General features: G+C 66.2%; 17 protein-coding genes. 11 read left to right on the top strand and 6 right to left on the bottom strand.

All coding sequences use genetic code 11. The features are described 5' to 3' along the window. The first annotated feature begins 3 nt into the window (after window positions 1–3). Both hemW and J2X37_RS12145 read left to right on the top strand, forming a co-directional pair. Window positions 4–1,158 (top strand): radical SAM family heme chaperone HemW, encoded by a 1,155-nt coding sequence (gene hemW / locus J2X37_RS12140; RefSeq protein WP_310021594.1) that lies wholly within the window; start codon window positions 4–6, stop codon window positions 1,156–1,158. Between the two features lie 38 nt (window positions 1,159–1,196). Next, complete coding sequence (locus J2X37_RS12145; protein ID WP_310021596.1) at window positions 1,197–2,081, top strand: tyrosine recombinase XerC; 885 nt, start codon at window positions 1,197–1,199, stop codon at window positions 2,079–2,081. A gap of 1 nt (window position 2,082) precedes the next feature. On the opposite strand, the gene J2X37_RS12150 is transcribed toward J2X37_RS12145, so the two are convergent. The 4 genes from J2X37_RS12150 to rsmI all read right to left on the bottom strand — a co-directional run bounded on the left by J2X37_RS12150 (window position 2,083) and on the right by rsmI (window position 5,015). Beyond that, window positions 2,083–2,703 carry a DedA family protein gene (locus J2X37_RS12150; RefSeq protein ID WP_310021598.1) on the bottom strand — a complete coding sequence of 207 codons (621 nt, stop codon included), beginning with the start codon at window positions 2,701–2,703 and terminating at the stop codon, window positions 2,083–2,085. Window positions 2,704–2,773: 70 nt separating this feature from the next. Next, a complete protein-coding gene (gene gshB, locus J2X37_RS12155; protein WP_310021600.1) occupies window positions 2,774–3,769 on the bottom strand; it encodes a glutathione synthase in 996 nt (331 codons plus the stop codon). A gap of 29 nt (window positions 3,770–3,798) precedes the next feature. Continuing rightward, complete coding sequence (locus tag J2X37_RS12160; RefSeq protein ID WP_310021602.1) at window positions 3,799–4,164, bottom strand: YraN family protein; 366 nt, start codon at window positions 4,162–4,164, stop codon at window positions 3,799–3,801. Then, on the bottom strand, window positions 4,161–5,015 hold the full coding sequence (rsmI, locus tag J2X37_RS12165) for a 16S rRNA (cytidine(1402)-2'-O)-methyltransferase (RefSeq protein ID WP_310021604.1): 855 nt from the start codon (window positions 5,013–5,015) through the stop codon (window positions 4,161–4,163). Before rsmI ends, J2X37_RS12160 begins: the two co-directional genes overlap by 4 nt. Window positions 5,016–5,056: 41 nt before the next feature. Between rsmI and J2X37_RS12170 the strand changes: the two genes are divergently transcribed. The 9 genes from J2X37_RS12170 (at window position 5,057) to ygiD (ending at window position 14,738) form a co-directional block, all read left to right on the top strand. Next, window positions 5,057–6,220, top strand: a complete 1,164-nt coding sequence (locus J2X37_RS12170) for a penicillin-binding protein activator (RefSeq protein WP_310021605.1) — start codon at window positions 5,057–5,059, stop codon at window positions 6,218–6,220. A gap of 98 nt (window positions 6,221–6,318) precedes the next feature. Further along, window positions 6,319–8,328 (top strand): DNA topoisomerase IV subunit B, encoded by a 2,010-nt coding sequence (gene parE / locus J2X37_RS12175; protein WP_310021606.1) that lies wholly within the window; start codon window positions 6,319–6,321, stop codon window positions 8,326–8,328. A 1-nt stretch (window position 8,329) separates the two neighbouring features. After that, window positions 8,330–9,826 (top strand): ATP-binding protein, encoded by a 1,497-nt coding sequence (locus J2X37_RS12180; RefSeq protein ID WP_310021608.1) that lies wholly within the window; start codon window positions 8,330–8,332, stop codon window positions 9,824–9,826. Continuing rightward, window positions 9,823–10,263 (top strand): response regulator, encoded by a 441-nt coding sequence (locus J2X37_RS12185; RefSeq protein WP_310021611.1) that lies wholly within the window; start codon window positions 9,823–9,825, stop codon window positions 10,261–10,263. The genes J2X37_RS12180 and J2X37_RS12185 overlap by 4 nt, the downstream gene beginning before the upstream one ends. 15 nt (window positions 10,264–10,278) lie before the next feature. Further along, window positions 10,279–11,325: a histidine kinase dimerization/phosphoacceptor domain -containing protein gene (locus tag J2X37_RS12190; protein ID WP_310021612.1), complete on the top strand. Its 1,047-nt coding sequence runs from the start codon at window positions 10,279–10,281 to the stop codon at window positions 11,323–11,325. A gap of 85 nt (window positions 11,326–11,410) precedes the next feature. After that, on the top strand, window positions 11,411–12,262 hold the full coding sequence (locus tag J2X37_RS12195) for a MoxR family ATPase (protein WP_310021616.1): 852 nt from the start codon (window positions 11,411–11,413) through the stop codon (window positions 12,260–12,262). Next, window positions 12,259–12,696 carry a GFA family protein gene (locus tag J2X37_RS12200; protein ID WP_310021618.1) on the top strand — a complete coding sequence of 146 codons (438 nt, stop codon included), beginning with the start codon at window positions 12,259–12,261 and terminating at the stop codon, window positions 12,694–12,696. The genes J2X37_RS12195 and J2X37_RS12200 overlap by 4 nt, the downstream gene beginning before the upstream one ends. 4 nt (window positions 12,697–12,700) lie before the next feature. Beyond that, window positions 12,701–13,882, top strand: coding sequence for a VWA domain-containing protein (locus J2X37_RS12205; protein ID WP_310021620.1), 1,182 nt, complete (start codon window positions 12,701–12,703; stop codon window positions 13,880–13,882). 64 nt (window positions 13,883–13,946) lie between these two features. Beyond that, window positions 13,947–14,738: a 4,5-DOPA dioxygenase extradiol gene (gene ygiD, locus J2X37_RS12210; RefSeq protein WP_310021622.1), complete on the top strand. Its 792-nt coding sequence runs from the start codon at window positions 13,947–13,949 to the stop codon at window positions 14,736–14,738. Here the strand turns inward: ygiD and J2X37_RS12215 are convergent. Both J2X37_RS12215 and J2X37_RS12220 read right to left on the bottom strand, forming a co-directional pair. Beyond that, window positions 14,735–15,958, bottom strand: coding sequence for a DUF1343 domain-containing protein (locus J2X37_RS12215; protein WP_310021624.1), 1,224 nt, complete (start codon window positions 15,956–15,958; stop codon window positions 14,735–14,737). The genes ygiD and J2X37_RS12215 overlap by 4 nt on opposite strands. Next, entirely contained in the window at window positions 15,955–16,512 is a 558-nt protein-coding gene (locus J2X37_RS12220) for a DOMON-like domain-containing protein (RefSeq protein WP_310021626.1), read from the bottom strand. Before J2X37_RS12220 ends, J2X37_RS12215 begins: the two co-directional genes overlap by 4 nt. Window positions 16,513–16,555: the final 43 nt, after the last annotated feature.

Below are 16,555 nucleotides of genomic sequence, written 5' to 3' on the forward strand. Positions count from 1 at the left end.
GGCATGGCGCTGGCGCTTTATATCCATTGGCCGTTCTGCCTGAAGAAGTGTCCGTACTGCGACTTCAACAGTCATGTCCGCGACAGCGTCGACGTCGCGCTGTGGCAGGATGCGCTGCTGGCCGACATGGCGCACGAGGCGGAGGCGACCGGCAGGCGCGAACTCGGCTCGATCTTCTTCGGCGGCGGCACCCCGTCGTTGATGCCGCCCGCGCTTGTCGACAGCCTGATCGCGGCGGCCGCCCGGCACTGGGATTTCGCACCCGATATCGAGATCACGCTGGAGGCCAACCCGTCGAGCGTGGAGAGTTCCAAATTCGCCGACCTCGCGCTCGCCGGGGTCAACCGCACTTCGCTCGGCGTCCAAAGTTTCGATGACAAGGCCCTGCAATTCCTGGGAAGATTGCATGACGCTCACGACGCACAGACCGCGCTCGACATCGCTCAAAGGGCTTTTGCGCGGGTCAGCTTCGATCTCATCTATGCCCGTCCGGGCCAGACCCGCGCACAGTGGAGTTCCGAACTCGGCAAGGCGCTGGCCTTCGGCACCGGTCACCTCTCGCTCTACCAGCTCACCATCGAACCGGGCACGCGCTTTGCGACCGATGTCCGACGCGGGGCGTTCGTGATGCCCGACGAGGACGAGACCAGCGAGCTGTTCGAGTTCACTCGCTTCCGCACCGAATCGGCCGGGCTTCCCGCCTATGAAACGAGCAACCATGCCCGACCGGGCGAGGAGTGCCGCCACAACCTGACCTATTGGCGTTACGGCGACTATGCCGGCATTGGGCCCGGCGCGCACGGGCGGCGCAGCGGTATCGCGACACAGCGGCACCGCAAGCCCGAGAACTTCCTCAATGCGGTGCATTACCAGGACCACGGGATTGCCGAGGAAGCGCCCCTGCCCCGCCCCGAACAGGCAGCCGAGGCCCTGATGATGGGCCTCCGGCTGACCGAAGGTGTCGACCCCGCCGCGATCGCCGCCCGCTTCGGCATCAGCGAAGGCGCGTTGCTCGACAAGGATCGGACCCGGCTGGTCGAGACGCTCGGCTTCATCGAACGCCTCAACGGTCGCCTTCGCGTAACCGGCCGCGGCATGGTGGTGCTCGACAGCTTGCTCGCCGAAATCGTCGGCCCGAACCTGATGGACACGCCGTGAGCGGAGCAAAGCCGGATTTCGATTTCCGCATCGAAGCCATGCTGAGCGAATGGCACGGGCACCTCACCCACAACCTGCGACGATCTCCCCATACCGTAAGGGCCTACGTCGCCACCGCCGAACGTCTGCTGCGCTTCGAGGGCGTCACGCCGGAATGGGACGCGCTGGCGGGTGCGGAACAGCAGATACTTCGCCATTATCTTGCTGACCGCCGGATCGACGGCCTGTCGAACACGTCGACCGCGCGCGAACTGTCTGCCATCAAGTCGTTCCTGAAGTTCTGCCGGGAAAGATTTGGAAAAACGGGACAATCTGCACCGCGAATACGCGGCCCGCGCGTCAAGAAGGGGATTCCTCGCGCCGTAACGCCGGACGAAGTCGTGAACCTCACCGAGCTCGTCGACGAAAGCGCCAGCGAAGCGTGGATCGGCGCGCGCGACCGTGCCGTGCTGTTGCTGTTGTACGGGTCGGGTCTTCGCATTGCCGAAGCGCTATCGCTCGACGGCGAGGCCCTGCCGCTGGGTGACCGCCTCGTCGTGACCGGCAAGGGTGGCAAGCAGCGAACCGTGCCCGTGTTGCCACTGGTCCGGGAGGCGGTCGAGGCCTATATCCGGGCGACGCCCTACACCCTGAATCCCAAACAGCCCCTTTTTCGCGGCGCACGGGGTGGTCGGCTGTCGCAGGGGACCGTCCAGCGCGCAGTCGCCAGGGCGCGTCACGCGCTCGGACTGCCGCCGACGGCGACACCGCATGCGCTGCGCCATTCGTTCGCCACCCATCTGCTGGGCGCAGGAGCCGATCTGCGCAGCCTGCAGGAATTGCTCGGCCACGCCAGTCTCGGTTCGACGCAGATTTATACCATGGTCGACGCGGCAACCCTGCTCGACGTCTATCGCAATGCGCACCCGCGCGAAGCGGAATAGATTATTCGGCCGGCTCTTCCGCCGTTGAGCGCGGGCTCCAGGTGATGACCCGATAGGCATACCAGACCGCGCCGATGACCAGCATGCCGATCACGATCCAGCTCAGCGTCTTTTCGAACCCGTCGAACCATCCTGCCAGAAGGGAGGCGCCGGCGATCAGCGCGGCATTCCAGATCGCGGAACCGGCAAAGGTGAAGAGCAGGAACCGCCACGTGCTCATGCAGGCGAGCCCTGCGGGCAGCGAGATGATCGTGCGCATAAGGGGGGAAAAGCGCAGGAAGAAGACGACCCACTGGCCATGCCGCCGGAAGAACTCCGAGCTGCGCTCGACATCGCACCATTCGAGGGTAAGCCAGCGGCCATGACGTTCGACGAAAGGACGGAGGCGCTTGTAACCCAGCTTACGTCCGATCCAGAACCACATGTAATTGCCGATCGTCGTGCCAAGCGTGCCCCAGATGAGCACGGGACAGAAATCCATCCGGCCGGCATGAACCGCCACCCCAGCTACGCCCATGATGACTTCGCTGGGAATCGGCGGAAAGATGTTCTCGAGAGCCATCAGCAGCGCGATGCCGAGATAGCCGCCGCCCTCGATAAGCTGGATGATCAGGTCGTGCATGGTGTCGGGAACGGTCCGGGCAGGATAAAGGTCCGTCGGTCCGGCGCGTATGCCGCGCCGGTGGCCGTGTTCAGGCCGCCTTTTCCGACACCCTTCGCTCGATCGCGTCCCAGATCATCGCCGCAGTATCGGTGCCGTTGAAACGGTCGATCGATACGATCCCCGTCGGGCTGGTGACGTTGATCTCGGTCAGCCACTTGCCGCCGATCACGTCGATGCCGACGAAGACGAGGCCCAGTTCGCGCAATTGCGGCCCCATCGCCTCGCAGATCGCCCGTTCCTCTTCGGTCAATTCGGTCGCTTCCGCCGATCCGCCCTGCGCGAGGTTGGAGCGGAACTCCCCCTCGCCCGGCTTGCGGTTGATCGCGCCCGCCACGACTCCGTCAATCAGCACGATGCGCTTGTCGCCTTCCGCCACTTCGGGAAGGAAAGGCTGGACCATGAAAGGCTCGGGCCAGGTCTGGAGGAACATCTCGACCAGTGCCGACAGGTTCGCGCCGTCCGGGCCGATGCGAAACACCGCCTTGCCGCCGTTCCCATGCAGCGGCTTGATGACGACGCCACCGGGATAGCGCTCCGCATGCCCGGCCATGAAGTCGCGCACGTCCTCGATGCGGCGGGTGATCAGCGTCGGCGGCATGAAGCGCGCGAAATCGAGGACGTAGATCTTCTCGGGCGCGTTGCGGACCGAGACGGGATCGTTGACCACCAGGGTCTCGTCGCGGATGCGTTCGAGCAGCCAAGTGCCGGTCAGGTAGCCGATGTCGAAGGGCGGATCCTGCCGCATCAGCACGACGTCGACGTTGCGGCCAAGGTCGATGGTGCGGTGCTCGCCCATCGCGAAATGATCGCCGTCGACGCGTTGCACGGTGACCGGCGCGGCCCAGGCGGTGACCCTGCCCGCGCCCGCGCCGTCGGACTTCCAGGCCAGCGTACGAACGTCGTAGTGATAGACCTGGTGCCCGCGAGCCTGCGCCGACAGCATCAGCGCGAAGCTGGAATCGCCCGACACGTTGATCGAATCCATCGGGTCCATCTGGACGGCGACACGCAGGGGAGTGGTCAAGTCGATATTCCTTCGGAACGGGCCGGATTTCAGAACTGTCCGGCGTTCGCCAGATGGCGCGGCAGGCGGCCCGGCGCAAGAAGGACGACGTCGATCCGCATGTCGTCTCCGTCGCGCAGATACTTGTGCGCCTCTGCCCCTGCCGCCGCACATACGCGGGCAAGCCGCCGGGCATCGATGGCAAGGTCGAGGTCCTCCGCCCTGGCCCGCCATTTCACCTCGACGAATATCACCATCGATCCCCGCCGTGCGACGAGATCGATCTCGCCCGCCGGGTTGCGGACCCGTTCCGCCAGGATGCGCCAACCCTTGGCGCGCAGGTACATGGCGGCCGCGGCCTCGCCCTTGCGACCCTGCCGCTCGGCGCGGATGCGGTCGGGCGCGGGCTCGGTCACTTCAGTTCCAGCGCGCGGGCATAAAGCGTCTTGCGGTCGAGCCCATGCGCCTTGGCCAGTCGCGCTGCCGCCTGCGACGGTTTTTGCGTTGCCAGTTCGGCGCGCAAGAGGGCATCGACGTCAAGATCCACGGGCCGGGCATCGCCCGGCGGCGCGATCATCACCACGATCTCTCCCTTCGGCGGATGCGCGGTGAAATGCGCTTCGAGCTCCGCGACCTGTCCGGTTCGGCATTCTTCGAACTTCTTGGTCAGCTCGCGCGCCACGGCCACCTCGCGCCCGGGCAGCGTCGCTTCGAGCGCGGCCAGGGAGTCCAGAAGACGCGGCGCGGTCTCGTAGAATATCAGCGTCGCCCTCACCGCGCCCAGTTCGGCCAGGATGTCGCGACGAGCCTTGTCCTTGGCGGGCAGGAAGCCGCCGAACAGGAAACGGTCGGTCGGCAGGCCCGACAGGGTCAGCGCGACGATCAGCGCGCTCGGCCCGGGTATGCTGACGACCTCGATGCCGCGCTTCCGCGCCTCGCGCACCAGACGGTATCCGGGGTCCGAAATCAGCGGCGTGCCGGCATCCGATACCAATGCGACCGCCTCCGTTTCGGCCATTGCCAGCAGTCGCTCGCGCACCGCAGGGTCTGCGTGATCGTCGTAGCGTACGAGCTTCTGCCTGATGCCCGCATGGTGCAGCAGCTTGCCCGTGACGCGGGTGTCCTCGCACGCGACAGCCGCCACCCGGGTCAGCACATCGAGCGCGCGGGCACTGATATCGCCCAGATTGCCAATCGGGGTCGCCACTATATACAGACCCGGATACAGGTTCGGTTCAGTCACGAGCTCTTCTTTACGGTCCGGCATTGGACCAGGGCAGTGCACCGGGATTTCAGGGAGATGCAAGCATGATTACGCACGGGTCCTTCACGCGAAGGGGCACGATGCGCGCCGGGACCGCCGGCCTACTGGCTCTCTTGCTGGCAGGTTGCGCCGGCGTCGTGCCCAAGGGCGAAGCGCCGCCACCCCCGCCGCCGAGCCAGACCCCGGGCGGCTCCCTGCCCGACAGGGACGAGACGCGCCACCGCGTCGCCTTGCTGGTGCCGCAGTCGGGTGGAAACGCGGGTGTCGGCCAGAGCCTCGCCAATGCCGCAACGATGGCCCTGCTCGATACCAACACGTCGAACGTCCGCATCACGACCTACGACACCGCCGCCGGTGCCAGGTCGGCGGCTCAGCGGGCCATCGCCGACGGCAACCGCCTGATTCTCGGTCCCCTGCTGGCGGACGACGTTGCGGCGGTGAAAGGCGTGGCGGGGCCCGCTCGCGTGCCGATGATCAGCTTTTCCAACGATCAGAACGCGGGGGGCGATGGCGTCTTCGTGATGGGTCAGATCCCGGCCCAGTCGCTGGAACGGTCGATGCGCTATGCCGGCGGCCAGGGCATCAAGACCTTCGGCGCGCTGGTGCCGACCGGTGACTATGGCCGCGCGGCATCCGACGCGATCATGGCCACGGCGCGCTCGACCGGCGCCAAGGTGCTGGCGATCGAAACGTTCGACCGCGACACCGCCTCGCTCACCGCCGCGATCAAGCGCCTGGCTGCCAAGGGCGACTACCAGGCGATCATCATCGCCGACGGTTCGCGCATGGCGGTCCGCGCCGGGCCGCTGATCCGCAACGCCGAAAAGACGGCGAGAATCATCGGCACCGAACTGTGGAGCGGCGAGGAATCGATCGCGCAGACCGCCGCCCTGCGCGGCGCGTGGTTCTCCGCAATCAGCGACGGGCGCTACAAGCGCTACTCCGACAGCTACAAGACCCGCTTCGGCGCGTCGCCCTATCGCGTCTCCACGCTGGGCTACGACGCGGTGCTGCTGACGATCAAGGTGGCGCGGGGCTGGAGGGTCGGCGATCGCTTCCCGATCGCGAGCCTGGCCGATCCGGGCGGCTTCATCGGCCTCGACGGTGCGTTCCGGTTCGAGAAGGGCGTGGTCGAGCGCGCCTTCGAAGTGCGCGAGGTCACCGCCGGTGGGGTCAAGGTCGTGTCCCCCGCCCCGACAAAGTTCTGAGCCCGTTCAGCCCATAATTTCGGCTCCGAACTCGGCACTGGCGATAACTTGCCCGGCGCGCTTGCCTGAGCGCCGCGCCGGGCGGTAGCGTTCCCGATATGTCCGACGATCTTTTCCAGAATGCCCCCACCAGCCCCGGCGAAGCCTACGACAGCTCGGCGATCGAAGTGCTCGAAGGGCTGGAGCCCGTGCGCCGGCGCCCGGGCATGTACATCGGCGGCACCGACGAACGCGCGCTGCACCACCTCGTCGCCGAAGTGCTCGACAACGCGATGGACGAAGCCGTCGCCGGCCATGCCAACCGCATCGAGATCGTGCTGGAGGTAGGACCGGACGGCACCGCCGGATCGATCACCATCAGCGACAACGGCCGCGGCATGCCGGTGGACGAGCACCCCAAGTTCCCCGGCAAGTCCGCGCTGGAAGTCATTCTCACCACGCTCCATTCGGGTGGCAAGTTCAGCGGCAAGGCCTATGCCACCAGCGGCGGCCTGCACGGTGTCGGCGTTTCGGTGGTGAACGCGCTGTCGATCGACACCAGGGTCGAGGTCGCGCGCAATCGCGAACTGTTCATGCAGACCTTCTCGCAAGGGTTGCCGACATCGAAGCTGGAGAAGATCGGCGCCGCCCCCAACCGGCGCGGCACAACGGTCAGCTTCACCCCAGACCCGGAGATCTTCGGCGCGCAAAAGTTTCGCCCGGCACGCCTCTTCCGCCTCGCCCGGTCGAAGGCCTACCTGTTCGCAGGCGTCGAGATCCGCTGGAAATGCGCGCCCGAACTGGCGAGCGAGGAAGTTCCGGCGGAAGCGGTCTTCCAGTTTCCCGGCGGCCTTGCCGATCACCTGCGCGAACAGGTCGGCGCGCGCGAGTGCGTGACCAGCGACTTCTTCGCCGGGTCGCAGGACTTTCCCGCCAACGAGCATGGCGAGACGCAGGGCCGGGTCGAATGGGCCATCGCCTGGCCGCTGTGGTCCGACGGGTCGTTCAGCTGGTACTGCAACACGATCCCGACGCCCGATGGCGGCACCCACGAACAGGGTCTGCGCGCCGCGCTGACCAAGGGGCTGCGCGCCTTTGCCGAACTGGTGAAGGAGAAGAAGGCCAAGGATCTCACCCCGGACGACGTGATGACCGGCAGCGAGGTCATGCTCTCGGTCTTCATCCGCGACCCCCAGTTCCAGAGCCAGACCAAGGACCGCCTGACCAGCCCCGAGGCAGCCCGCCTCGTCGAGAACGCGGTACGCGACCATTTCGACCATTTCCTTGCCGACAACATGGAGCGGGGGCGCGCGCTGCTGGGCGCGGTGATGGAGCGGATGGACGAGCGCCTGCGCCGCAAGCAGGAGCGCGAGGTCAAGCGCAAGACCGCGACCAACGCCAAGAAGCTACGCCTGCCGGGCAAGCTGACCGACTGCAGCGGCGAGGGAAGCGGCGAGACCGAGCTGTTCATCGTCGAAGGCGACAGCGCGGGCGGCAGCGCCAAACAGGCGCGCGACCGCAAGACCCAGGCGATCCTGCCGATCCGCGGCAAGATCCTCAACGTCGCGTCCGCCAGTGCCGACAAGATCCGCGCCAACCAGGAAATCGCCGACCTGACGCTCGCGCTGGGCTGCGGCATCCGCAAGGACTGCGACCCCGAGAACCTGCGCTACGACCGGGTCATCATCATGACCGACGCCGATGTCGACGGCGCGCATATCGCGACGCTGCTGATGACCTTTTTCTTCCAGGAAATGCCCGAACTCGTGCGGCGCGGGCACCTGTTTCTCGCCCAGCCCCCGCTCTACCGCCTGACCGCGGGTAAGGAGAGCCGCTACGCCCGCGACGACGCGCATCGCGCGGAGCTCGAGGCGACGGTGTTCAAGGGCAAGAAGGTCGAGGTCGGGCGCTTCAAGGGCCTGGGCGAGATGAACCCGCAGCAGCTTCGCGAAACGACGATGAGCATCGAGAGCCGGAGCCTGATCCGCATCACGCTTCCCGCGGAATTCGAGCAGCGGGCCAGCGTCGGTCGGCTGGTCGACGAACTGATGGGCCGTAACCCCGAGCATCGTTTCAACTTCATCCAGAACCGCGCAGGCGAGCTGGACCGCGACCTGATCGACGCCTGAGATGCCCAATTCCGCATTCCGCGTCGCCGGAGGCACCGGCCAGCGCCTGATCGTCTCCCTGCTGGCCGTCGGTTCGCTGCTGCTCGTCGTCGGGCTGGCGGCGGCGATCATGACGATGCGCTCGATCGGCGCGGATACCGATGCCGTCGAAGCCACGCTGGAAACGCAGGCCGTGATCAACCGCATCGCCGCGCTCAACGAACAGGTCGAGACGGGACGGCGCGGTTATCTGATCAACGGTGGCGATATCTTCGCACGCACCACGTCGGATGCGCTAGACGCGCTCGACGACGTGCTCGGCAGCTCCGACGCCCTGTTCCAGAGCACCGCCGAACAGACCGCCCGGTTCGCCGATCTCGAACAGCTTGTCGAGGAAAGGGCTGCGCTGGTCCGCCAGCAGCTCCGCGGGCCCGCGATGCGCATCACGGAACGGCAGGCCGATAGTTTCAGTACCGACCGCGCCGTGCTCATCACCCGCGAGATCCGCGCCCTGACCGGCGTCATGGCGGAGCGTGAGAAAGAGCGTCTGTCGCAGCGCAACACTAACCAGTACAATTCGCTCAAGCAGTTCTACGCGATCGCCGGCATCTTGCTGCTGCTGCTGATGGCGGTGATGGTCACCGCCCTGGTCGTCGTCATCCGCTTCAACCGCGCGCTTTCCGCCGCCGAAGCGGATCTGCGCCGCGCAAACGAGGGTCTGGAGGAGGCGGTGGTCGAGCGCACCACGGAGCTGCGCCGGGCCAACGCCGAGATCCAGCGCTTCGCCTACATCGTCAGCCACGACTTGCGCTCGCCGCTGGTCAACGTGCTGGGTTTCACCTCGGAACTGGAGGCCGCGGGCAAGGTGGTCCAGGCGCACCTCGACGGCTTGCGCGAAACCCATCCGGACCTTGCGACCAAGGAGCTCGCCTATGCGGTGGAGGAGGATCTGCCCGAGGCGCTCGGCTTCATCCGCACCTCGACCGAGAAGATGGACCGGCTGATCAATTCCATTCTCGAATTGTCGCGCCAGGGCCGCCGCACGCTTGCGCCCGCCAAGCTCGACATGAACGAACTGGTCGGGGCGGTTGTCGACACCCTCTACCAGCGCGCTCACGAAGAAGGTGCCAGCATCACGGTGGGCGATCTGCCGCCGGTCGAAAGCGATCGCATGGCGGTCGAGCAGATCATGGCCAACCTGGTCGAGAACGCGATCAAGTATCTCAGTCCCGACCGCGCCGGTGAAATCCGTATCGAGGGCGGGCGCGAGCGCGGGCTGGTCCATTACGATGTCATCGACAACGGCCGCGGCATCGCGCCGGGGGATCACGACCGGGTCTTCGAACTGTTCCGGCGATCGGGCAAGCAGGACAAACCCGGCGAAGGGATCGGCCTCGCCAACGTGCGGGCGCTGGCCTATCGGCTGGGCGGCAATGTCACGGTGCAATCGGAACTTGACCGTGGCGCGACTTTCCGGCTTTCACTCCCCATCAAATTCCGGGCGGTAGAAGAAACATGAACTCCCAGCAGCACGTCAACATCGTCATGGTCGAGGATGACGAAGGTCACGCCCGCCTGATCGAGAAGAACATCCGGCGCGCCGGAATCTCCAACGATATCCGTCACTTCATGGATGGCACCTCGGCGCTCGACTATCTGTTCAACGATCCGCACGGGCCCGCGTTCAACGGCCCCGCGCTGATCCTGCTTGACCTCAACCTGCCGGACATGAGCGGCACGTCGATCCTCGAGAAGGTGAAGAGCGACGAGAAGCTGAAGCGCACGCCCGTGGTGGTGCTGACCACCACCGACGACAAGGTCGAGATTCAGCGCTGCTACGATCTCGGCTGCAACGTCTATGTGACGAAGCCGGTGAACTACGAAAGCTTCGCCGACGCGATCCGCCAGCTCGGCCTCTTCCTGTCGGTGATCCAGGTCCCCGATCCCGAAGCCTGACAGGCTGCCCGCCACATGGATGGTTGCCACCGCATCCTCTACGTCGACGACGACGCCGGACTGCGGCGCCTTGTCCAGCGCGCGCTCGACCGGCGCGGCTTCGATGTCGTGCTGGCCGACAGCGCCGACGCCGCGCTCGAATGCATGGCGGCGGAGCCGTTCGCGCTGATCGCCATCGATCACGAGATGCCGGGCCGCGACGGGCTGTCGCTTCTTGGCGACATCGTCGCAATGGAAAACGCGCCCCCGGTCGTCTTCGTGACCGGCACCGATGAAACGCGCATCGCCATCGCCGCGCTCAAGTCGGGCGCGGCCGACTTCGTGGTGAAGGCCGTTGGCGACGATTTCTTCGATCTCCTGGCCAACACGTTTTCGCAGGCGCTCGACAAGGTCGCTCTGCAACGCGCCAAGGCGCAGGCCGAACGGGAATTGCGCGCCGCGAACGAGCGGCTCGAACTGATCCTCGGCGAAATCCACCATCGCATCGCCAATTCGCTGGCCATCGTGTCGACCTTCGTGTCGATGCAGGCCCGCGCCACCGACAACGAGGCCGCCGCCGCGGCGCTGCAGGAAACGCACTTTCGCATCCAGGCGGTGGCGCAGGTGCATCGCCGGCTCTACACCTCGCCCAGCACCGATGTCGTCGAGCTCGACGAATATCTCGAAAGCCTGATCGAGGACCTGCGCTCGGGCGGAACCGCGCAAGGCGCACCGATCACGGTCAGGCTCGATGCCCAGCGGGTCGAGGTCAAACCCGACAGCGCCGTTTCGGTGGGCGTCATCGTCGCCGAACTGGTCAGTAACGCCATCAAGTACGCCTTCGCCCCCGGCCAGTCCGGCGAGATCGTCGTGACCCTGCGCCCCGCCGACGGCGGCGGCTATCGCCTCCTGGTGGCCGACAACGGTCGCGGCTTCAACATCGCCGACGCGGCCACCGGATCGGGTCTCGGCATGCGGATCATCCGCGCCACCGCCGGCGGCCTCGGCAGCGAACTGCGGCAGGAGGCCTGTGACATCGGCAGCCGCCTCGTCCTCGACGTTCCGCCGACGGCCCGGCCCTGAACGGCGCGGCGGCGGGCCTTGCCCTGCTGCGCTGCACAAGATAGCGTCCCGGCCAAATCGCATAGACCGGGATACACTTGCCACCATGACCACCCGCTTCGAAGGCACCAGCAACTATGTCGCGACCGACGATCTGAAGGTCGCGGTAAACGCCGCCGTCACCTTGCGTCGTCCGCTGCTCGTGAAAGGCGAACCGGGTACCGGCAAGACCGTGCTGGCGCACGAGATCGCCAAGGCGACCGGCGCGCCGCTGATCGAGTGGAACGTCAAGTCGACGACCAAGGCGCAGCAGGGTCTTTACGAGTACGACGCCGTCGCCCGCCTTCGCGACGGGCAGCTGGGCGACGAACGCGTCCACGACATCTCCAACTACATCCGCAAGGGCAAGCTGTGGGAGGCGTTCACCTCGCCCGAACTGCCGGTCCTGCTGATCGACGAGATCGACAAGGCCGATATCGAGTTTCCGAACGACCTCTTGCAGGAGCTCGATCGGATGAGCTTCGACGTCTACGAAACCGGCGAACGGGTGGAGGCGAAGGAGCGCCCCATCGTCGTGATCACCTCGAACAACGAGAAGGAACTGCCCGACGCCTTCCTGCGCCGCTGCTTCTTCCACTACATCAAGTTCCCCGATGCCGACACGATGCGCGAGATCATCGAGGTGCATTTTCCCGGCATCCAGAGGGCGCTCGTCACCAAGGCGATGGAGATCTTCTACGAGCTCCGCGAGGTTCCGGGCCTCAAGAAGAAGCCGAGCACGAGCGAACTTCTCGACTGGCTCAAGCTTCTCCTGGTCGAGGACATGCCGCTCGACGTGCTGCAGAACCAGGATCCGACGAAGGCGATCCCGCCGCTCCACGGCGCGCTGCTCAAGAACGAACAGGACGTCATGATGTTCGAGCGGCTTGCCTTCATGGCGCGTCGGCAGGGTCGATGAGCGCGCCCTACACCGGGCGCTGCCTATGCGGCGCGGTGACCTTGCGGGCCAACGCCGGGCCGGTCGCGACGCGCCAGTGCTGGTGCCGCCAGTGCCAGTCGCTCGCCGCCGGCGGGCCGACCAACAACGCCATCTTCCGCGTCGACGACGTGATCGTGGAGGGCAAGCTCGGCCAGTCGTCGTGGCAGGCGGCAAGCGGCAACACCCTGACCTTCCGCTTCTGCCCAGAGTGCGGGACGCAGGCGTACGGCCAGAGCTCGGCCCGCCCCCACCTGATGACCCTTCGCATCGGCATGTTCGATCAGCCGCACGACCTCAGGCCGGAGATGGTCATCTGGACCGACGATGCCCCGGACTGGGCGGTGATCGATCCGGAACTCGAATGCCATCCGCGGCAACCGCCCGCCGCTTCGCTGGCGCCGCCCGGCAATTGATCCGATGTTCCTCGCATTCCTCGACGAGCTGCGCGCAGCAGGCATTCCGGCCAGCCTGAAGGAGCATCTGACGCTGCTCGAGGCGCTCGACGCGGACGTCATCGAGCAGACGCCCGAGGCCTTCTACTATCTCGCCCGCGCGACCTACGTGAAGGACGAAGGACTGCTCGACCGCTTCGACCAGGTCTTCCAGAAGGTCTTCAGGGGCGTGCTGACCGATTACGGACAGGACGCGGTTGACATTCCCGAGGACTGGCTGAAGGCTGTCGCCGAGAAGTTCCTCAGCCCCGAGGAGATGGCGAAGATCGAATCGCTGGGCGACTGGGACGAGATCATGGAGACGCTGAAGAAGCGGCTCGAAGAACAGCAGGGCCGGCACCAGGGCGGCAACAAGTGGATCGGCACCGGGGGCACGAGCCCCTTCGGCAACGGGGGCTACAATCCGGAAGGCGTGCGGATCGGCGGGGAAAGCCGGCACAAGCGCGCGATCAAGGTCTGGGAAAAGCGCGAGTTCGCGAACCTCGACAACACGCGTGAGCTGGGCACCCGCAACATCAAGATGGCGCTGCGCCGCCTGCGCCGCTTCGCGCGTGAAGGCGCGGCCGACGAACTCGACCTCGACGCGACGATCCGCGGCACCGCGCGGCAGGGGTTTCTCGACATCCAGATGCGGCCCGAGAAGCGCAATGCGGTGAAGCTGCTGCTCTTTCTCGACGTCGGCGGGTCGATGGACCCGCATGTCAAGCTGTGCGAGGAACTGTTCAGCGCGGCAACCGCCGAGTTCAAGAACCTCGAGTTCTTCTATTTCCACAACTGCCTCTACGAGGGCGTGTGGAAGGAAAACCGACGGCGCTGGTCCGAGCGCACGCCGACCTGGGACATCCTTCACAAGTACGGTCACGACTACAAGATCGTCTTCGTCGGCGATGCGGCAATGAGCCCATACGAGATCAGCCACCCGGGCGGCAGCGTCGAGCACGTGAACGAGGAGGCCGGACAGGTCTGGCTTGGCCGGGTGACGCATACTTATCCGGCCTGCGTCTGGCTCAACCCCGAGCCGCGGCGGATGTGGGACTACAGCCAGTCGAACAAGATGATCCGCCAGCTGATGAACGACCGGATGTACCCGCTGACGCTGGATGGCCTCGACGATGCGATGCGCGAACTGAGCCGGAAGCAGGGCTAGCGCGGCGGCGGGCACACCGCTGTGCCTTCTCGAATTCGTTCGGTTCCCGGCCTATCTGCCTGCCATGACCAGACAGCCCGCCTTGTTCGTCGGCCACGGGTCGCCGATGACGATGATCACCGACAATCCCGAACGCGCCGCCATGGAAGAACTGGGACGCCGCCTGCCGCGTCCTGATGCGATCCTGGCCGTGACCGCGCACTGGGAAACGCGCGGCGAAACCCGGCTTACTTCCGGCACTGGGCCGCACACGGTCCACGACTTCCGCGGATTTCCGCAGGCGTTGTTCGACATGCACTACCCCGCGCCCGGCTCACCCGATCTGGCCCGCCGCGTGGCCGCGCTGATCGGGTCGACTGCGGTGCTGGACGATGCCCACGGCTTCGATCACGGCGTCTGGGGCACGCTTTTGCCGATGTTTCCCGCTGCCGACATCCCGGTCGTCGCGATGAGCGTCGACATGGCGCTCGGCGGTGAAGGTCATCGCCGGATGGGCGAGCGACTGGCCCCGCTGCGCGATGAGAACGTTCTGATCCTCGGCAGCGGCAACGTGATCCACAACCTCGCGCTGTGGCATGAGAGCCGGGGCACGCAGCCCGACTGGGCACTCGATTTCCGCCTGCGCACCAATGTGGCCCTGCTGGAGCGGCAGGACGAAGCTCTGGTCGGGTTCGAACCCGGCGATCGCGCGGCTGCGGCGGCGGTCAACAGCGGCGAGCATTACGTTCCGCTGCTCTATCCGCTCGGATCCCGACAGGCCGACGACGCGGTGGCGCTGTTCAACGACACGCTTGACGGCGCGCTGTCGATGACGTCGGTGCTGTGGGGCGACGCTTCGCTGGTGGCCGGGCTTTAGTAGAGGAGGAACGGCGCGATCTCCTCGCGCCATTTCGCCTCGTCCGCCCCGGCGATTGCTTCGAGGTCGGCGGGTGTGCTGACAGGGTCGTCGACCCATTCGCGCAGCGCCGGGCCGCCGTTGATGACGTCGATGGCGAGCCGGTCGAACTCGTACTCATACGGAAAGTCCCGCCAGATCGGATAGTCGGGGTAGAGCCGCCGGATCGCCTTGAACGCCAGTGCCTGCAGGCGCCACGGGCGGAAGGCGTGGTGATCGTAGAACGAGCCTTCCGCGTGGATCATCAAGGCGTTGCAGAGCGTTCCTGCGTGCTTGTGGAAAGTCGGCTCGAACCAGCACTCGCGGATCGCGCAGCCGGCGAGCCAGTCGGGCGCGAAGGACTGCATCTCGGCCAGCACCGCCTTGGCATCGATGTCGGGCGCGCCGAACAGTACCTCCAGCGGACGGGTTGTGCCCCGCCCCTCGCTCAGCGTCGCGCCCTCTATCATCACCGTCCCGGCATAGGCTCGGGCCATGTTGAGGTTGGCGGCGTTGGGGCTGGGATTGATCCAGATCCGCCTTTCGGGCCATCCGAAGCCCGGACCTTCGGGTTCCCAACCCTCCATCGCGATAACGCGATAGGCGACGTCCAGATCGAAGGTGCGGATGAACCAGTGTCCCATCTCGCCCAGCGTCAGTCCGTGCCGCATGACCATCGGCCCTGCCCCGACAAAGCTTTCCTGGCCCGGCAGGAGCAGCGTGCCTTCGACCGGACGGCCTGCGGGGTTGGGCCTGTCGAGGACCCAGACCTCCTTGCCGAGCCTCGCCGCCTCCTCCAGCAGGTAGAGCAGCGTGGTGACGAAAGTGTAGATCCGGCAGCCGAGGTCCTGCAGGTCGAACAGGAAAACGTCCGCCGTCTCCATCATCGCCGGCGTGGGTCGGCGCACTTCGCCGTAAAGGCTGAAGACCGGGATGCCGTGAACCGGATCGCGTTCGTCCGGCGTTTCGACCATGTTGTCCTGCTTGTCGCCCTTCAGCCCGTGTTGCGGACCGAAGGCGCTGGTCACGTTGACGCCCGCCGCGATCAGCGCGTCGAGCGAATGGGTCAGGTCCGCCGTGACCGAGGCCGGATGAGCGATCAGCGCAACCCTGCGCCCGGCAAGCGGGGCTCGCAGGGGTTCATCGGCGAGAAGACGGTCGATGCCGAACTGGACGGGCTTGGTGGATGCGGTGCGGTTCATGTGCGCGCTGGTGCGGCAAGCCTCGCGGTGAAGCAAGCCGGATCGTGGAAGTCGGGCCGGTCATCCCCATGTGCGAGCGCCCAATAGGATTTCACCCCGCCCTCCTCCTCCAGCACCACGGTCAGCCCGGCCCGGTCGAACAACGCCTGCTCTCCGCCCAGGAGGTCGCGCGCGCTGATCGTCACCGTGACGGCCAGCAGGCGATCGCCGCTCTGCGCGGATATTTCGGGCATCGTCGTCGGGTTGAATTCGCGCATTCCGCTTCGCCGCGCGTCGAAGTCGTAGACGGCCCACCGGCCGGACGTGGCGAAGTTGAATTCGCGATAGGCCGCGCCCGGCCCGGCGGCGAACAGTTCGAAGCAGGTCGTCTGCCACAACTCGTCCTGCCTGCCGCGGCCGGAAAAGGCTGGCAGAACCAGCGCACCGATGCCGTCGACGCGGTATCGCACCATGGCCATGCCCGACATCGCGCCGGACTGGGGAAAAAGGATATCCGACTCCACGGAACGGACGGCCAGCGGGGGGTGGGCCGGGTGCGGAACCAGTGCGAGCATGGCGGCACTTTGCCTCCGCCCCTTTACACGCGCAATCGCCTAA

This window comes from Croceicoccus sp. BE223 (assembly GCF_031457155.1).
Lineage (GTDB): Bacteria > Pseudomonadota > Alphaproteobacteria > Sphingomonadales > Sphingomonadaceae > Croceicoccus.

Coding starts and splice junctions, on each gene's coding strand:
- hemW (WP_310021594.1), top strand. CDS start 4: ATGGCGCTGGCGCTTTATATCCATTGGCCGTTCTGCCTGAAGAAGTGT.
- J2X37_RS12145 (WP_310021596.1), top strand. CDS start 1,197: ATGCTGAGCGAATGGCACGGGCACCTCACCCACAACCTGCGACGATCT.
- J2X37_RS12150 (WP_310021598.1), bottom strand. CDS start 2,703: ATGCACGACCTGATCATCCAGCTTATCGAGGGCGGCGGCTATCTCGGC.
- rsmI (WP_310021604.1), bottom strand. CDS start 5,015: ATGCCGGACCGTAAAGAAGAGCTCGTGACTGAACCGAACCTGTATCCG.
- J2X37_RS12170 (WP_310021605.1), top strand. CDS start 5,057: ATGATTACGCACGGGTCCTTCACGCGAAGGGGCACGATGCGCGCCGGG.
- parE (WP_310021606.1), top strand. CDS start 6,319: ATGTCCGACGATCTTTTCCAGAATGCCCCCACCAGCCCCGGCGAAGCC.
- J2X37_RS12180 (WP_310021608.1), top strand. CDS start 8,330: ATGCCCAATTCCGCATTCCGCGTCGCCGGAGGCACCGGCCAGCGCCTG.
- J2X37_RS12185 (WP_310021611.1), top strand. CDS start 9,823: ATGAACTCCCAGCAGCACGTCAACATCGTCATGGTCGAGGATGACGAA.
- J2X37_RS12190 (WP_310021612.1), top strand. CDS start 10,279: ATGGATGGTTGCCACCGCATCCTCTACGTCGACGACGACGCCGGACTG.
- J2X37_RS12195 (WP_310021616.1), top strand. CDS start 11,411: ATGACCACCCGCTTCGAAGGCACCAGCAACTATGTCGCGACCGACGAT.
- J2X37_RS12200 (WP_310021618.1), top strand. CDS start 12,259: ATGAGCGCGCCCTACACCGGGCGCTGCCTATGCGGCGCGGTGACCTTG.
- J2X37_RS12205 (WP_310021620.1), top strand. CDS start 12,701: ATGTTCCTCGCATTCCTCGACGAGCTGCGCGCAGCAGGCATTCCGGCC.
- ygiD (WP_310021622.1), top strand. CDS start 13,947: ATGACCAGACAGCCCGCCTTGTTCGTCGGCCACGGGTCGCCGATGACG.
- J2X37_RS12215 (WP_310021624.1), bottom strand. CDS start 15,958: ATGAACCGCACCGCATCCACCAAGCCCGTCCAGTTCGGCATCGACCGT.
- J2X37_RS12220 (WP_310021626.1), bottom strand. CDS start 16,512: ATGCTCGCACTGGTTCCGCACCCGGCCCACCCCCCGCTGGCCGTCCGT.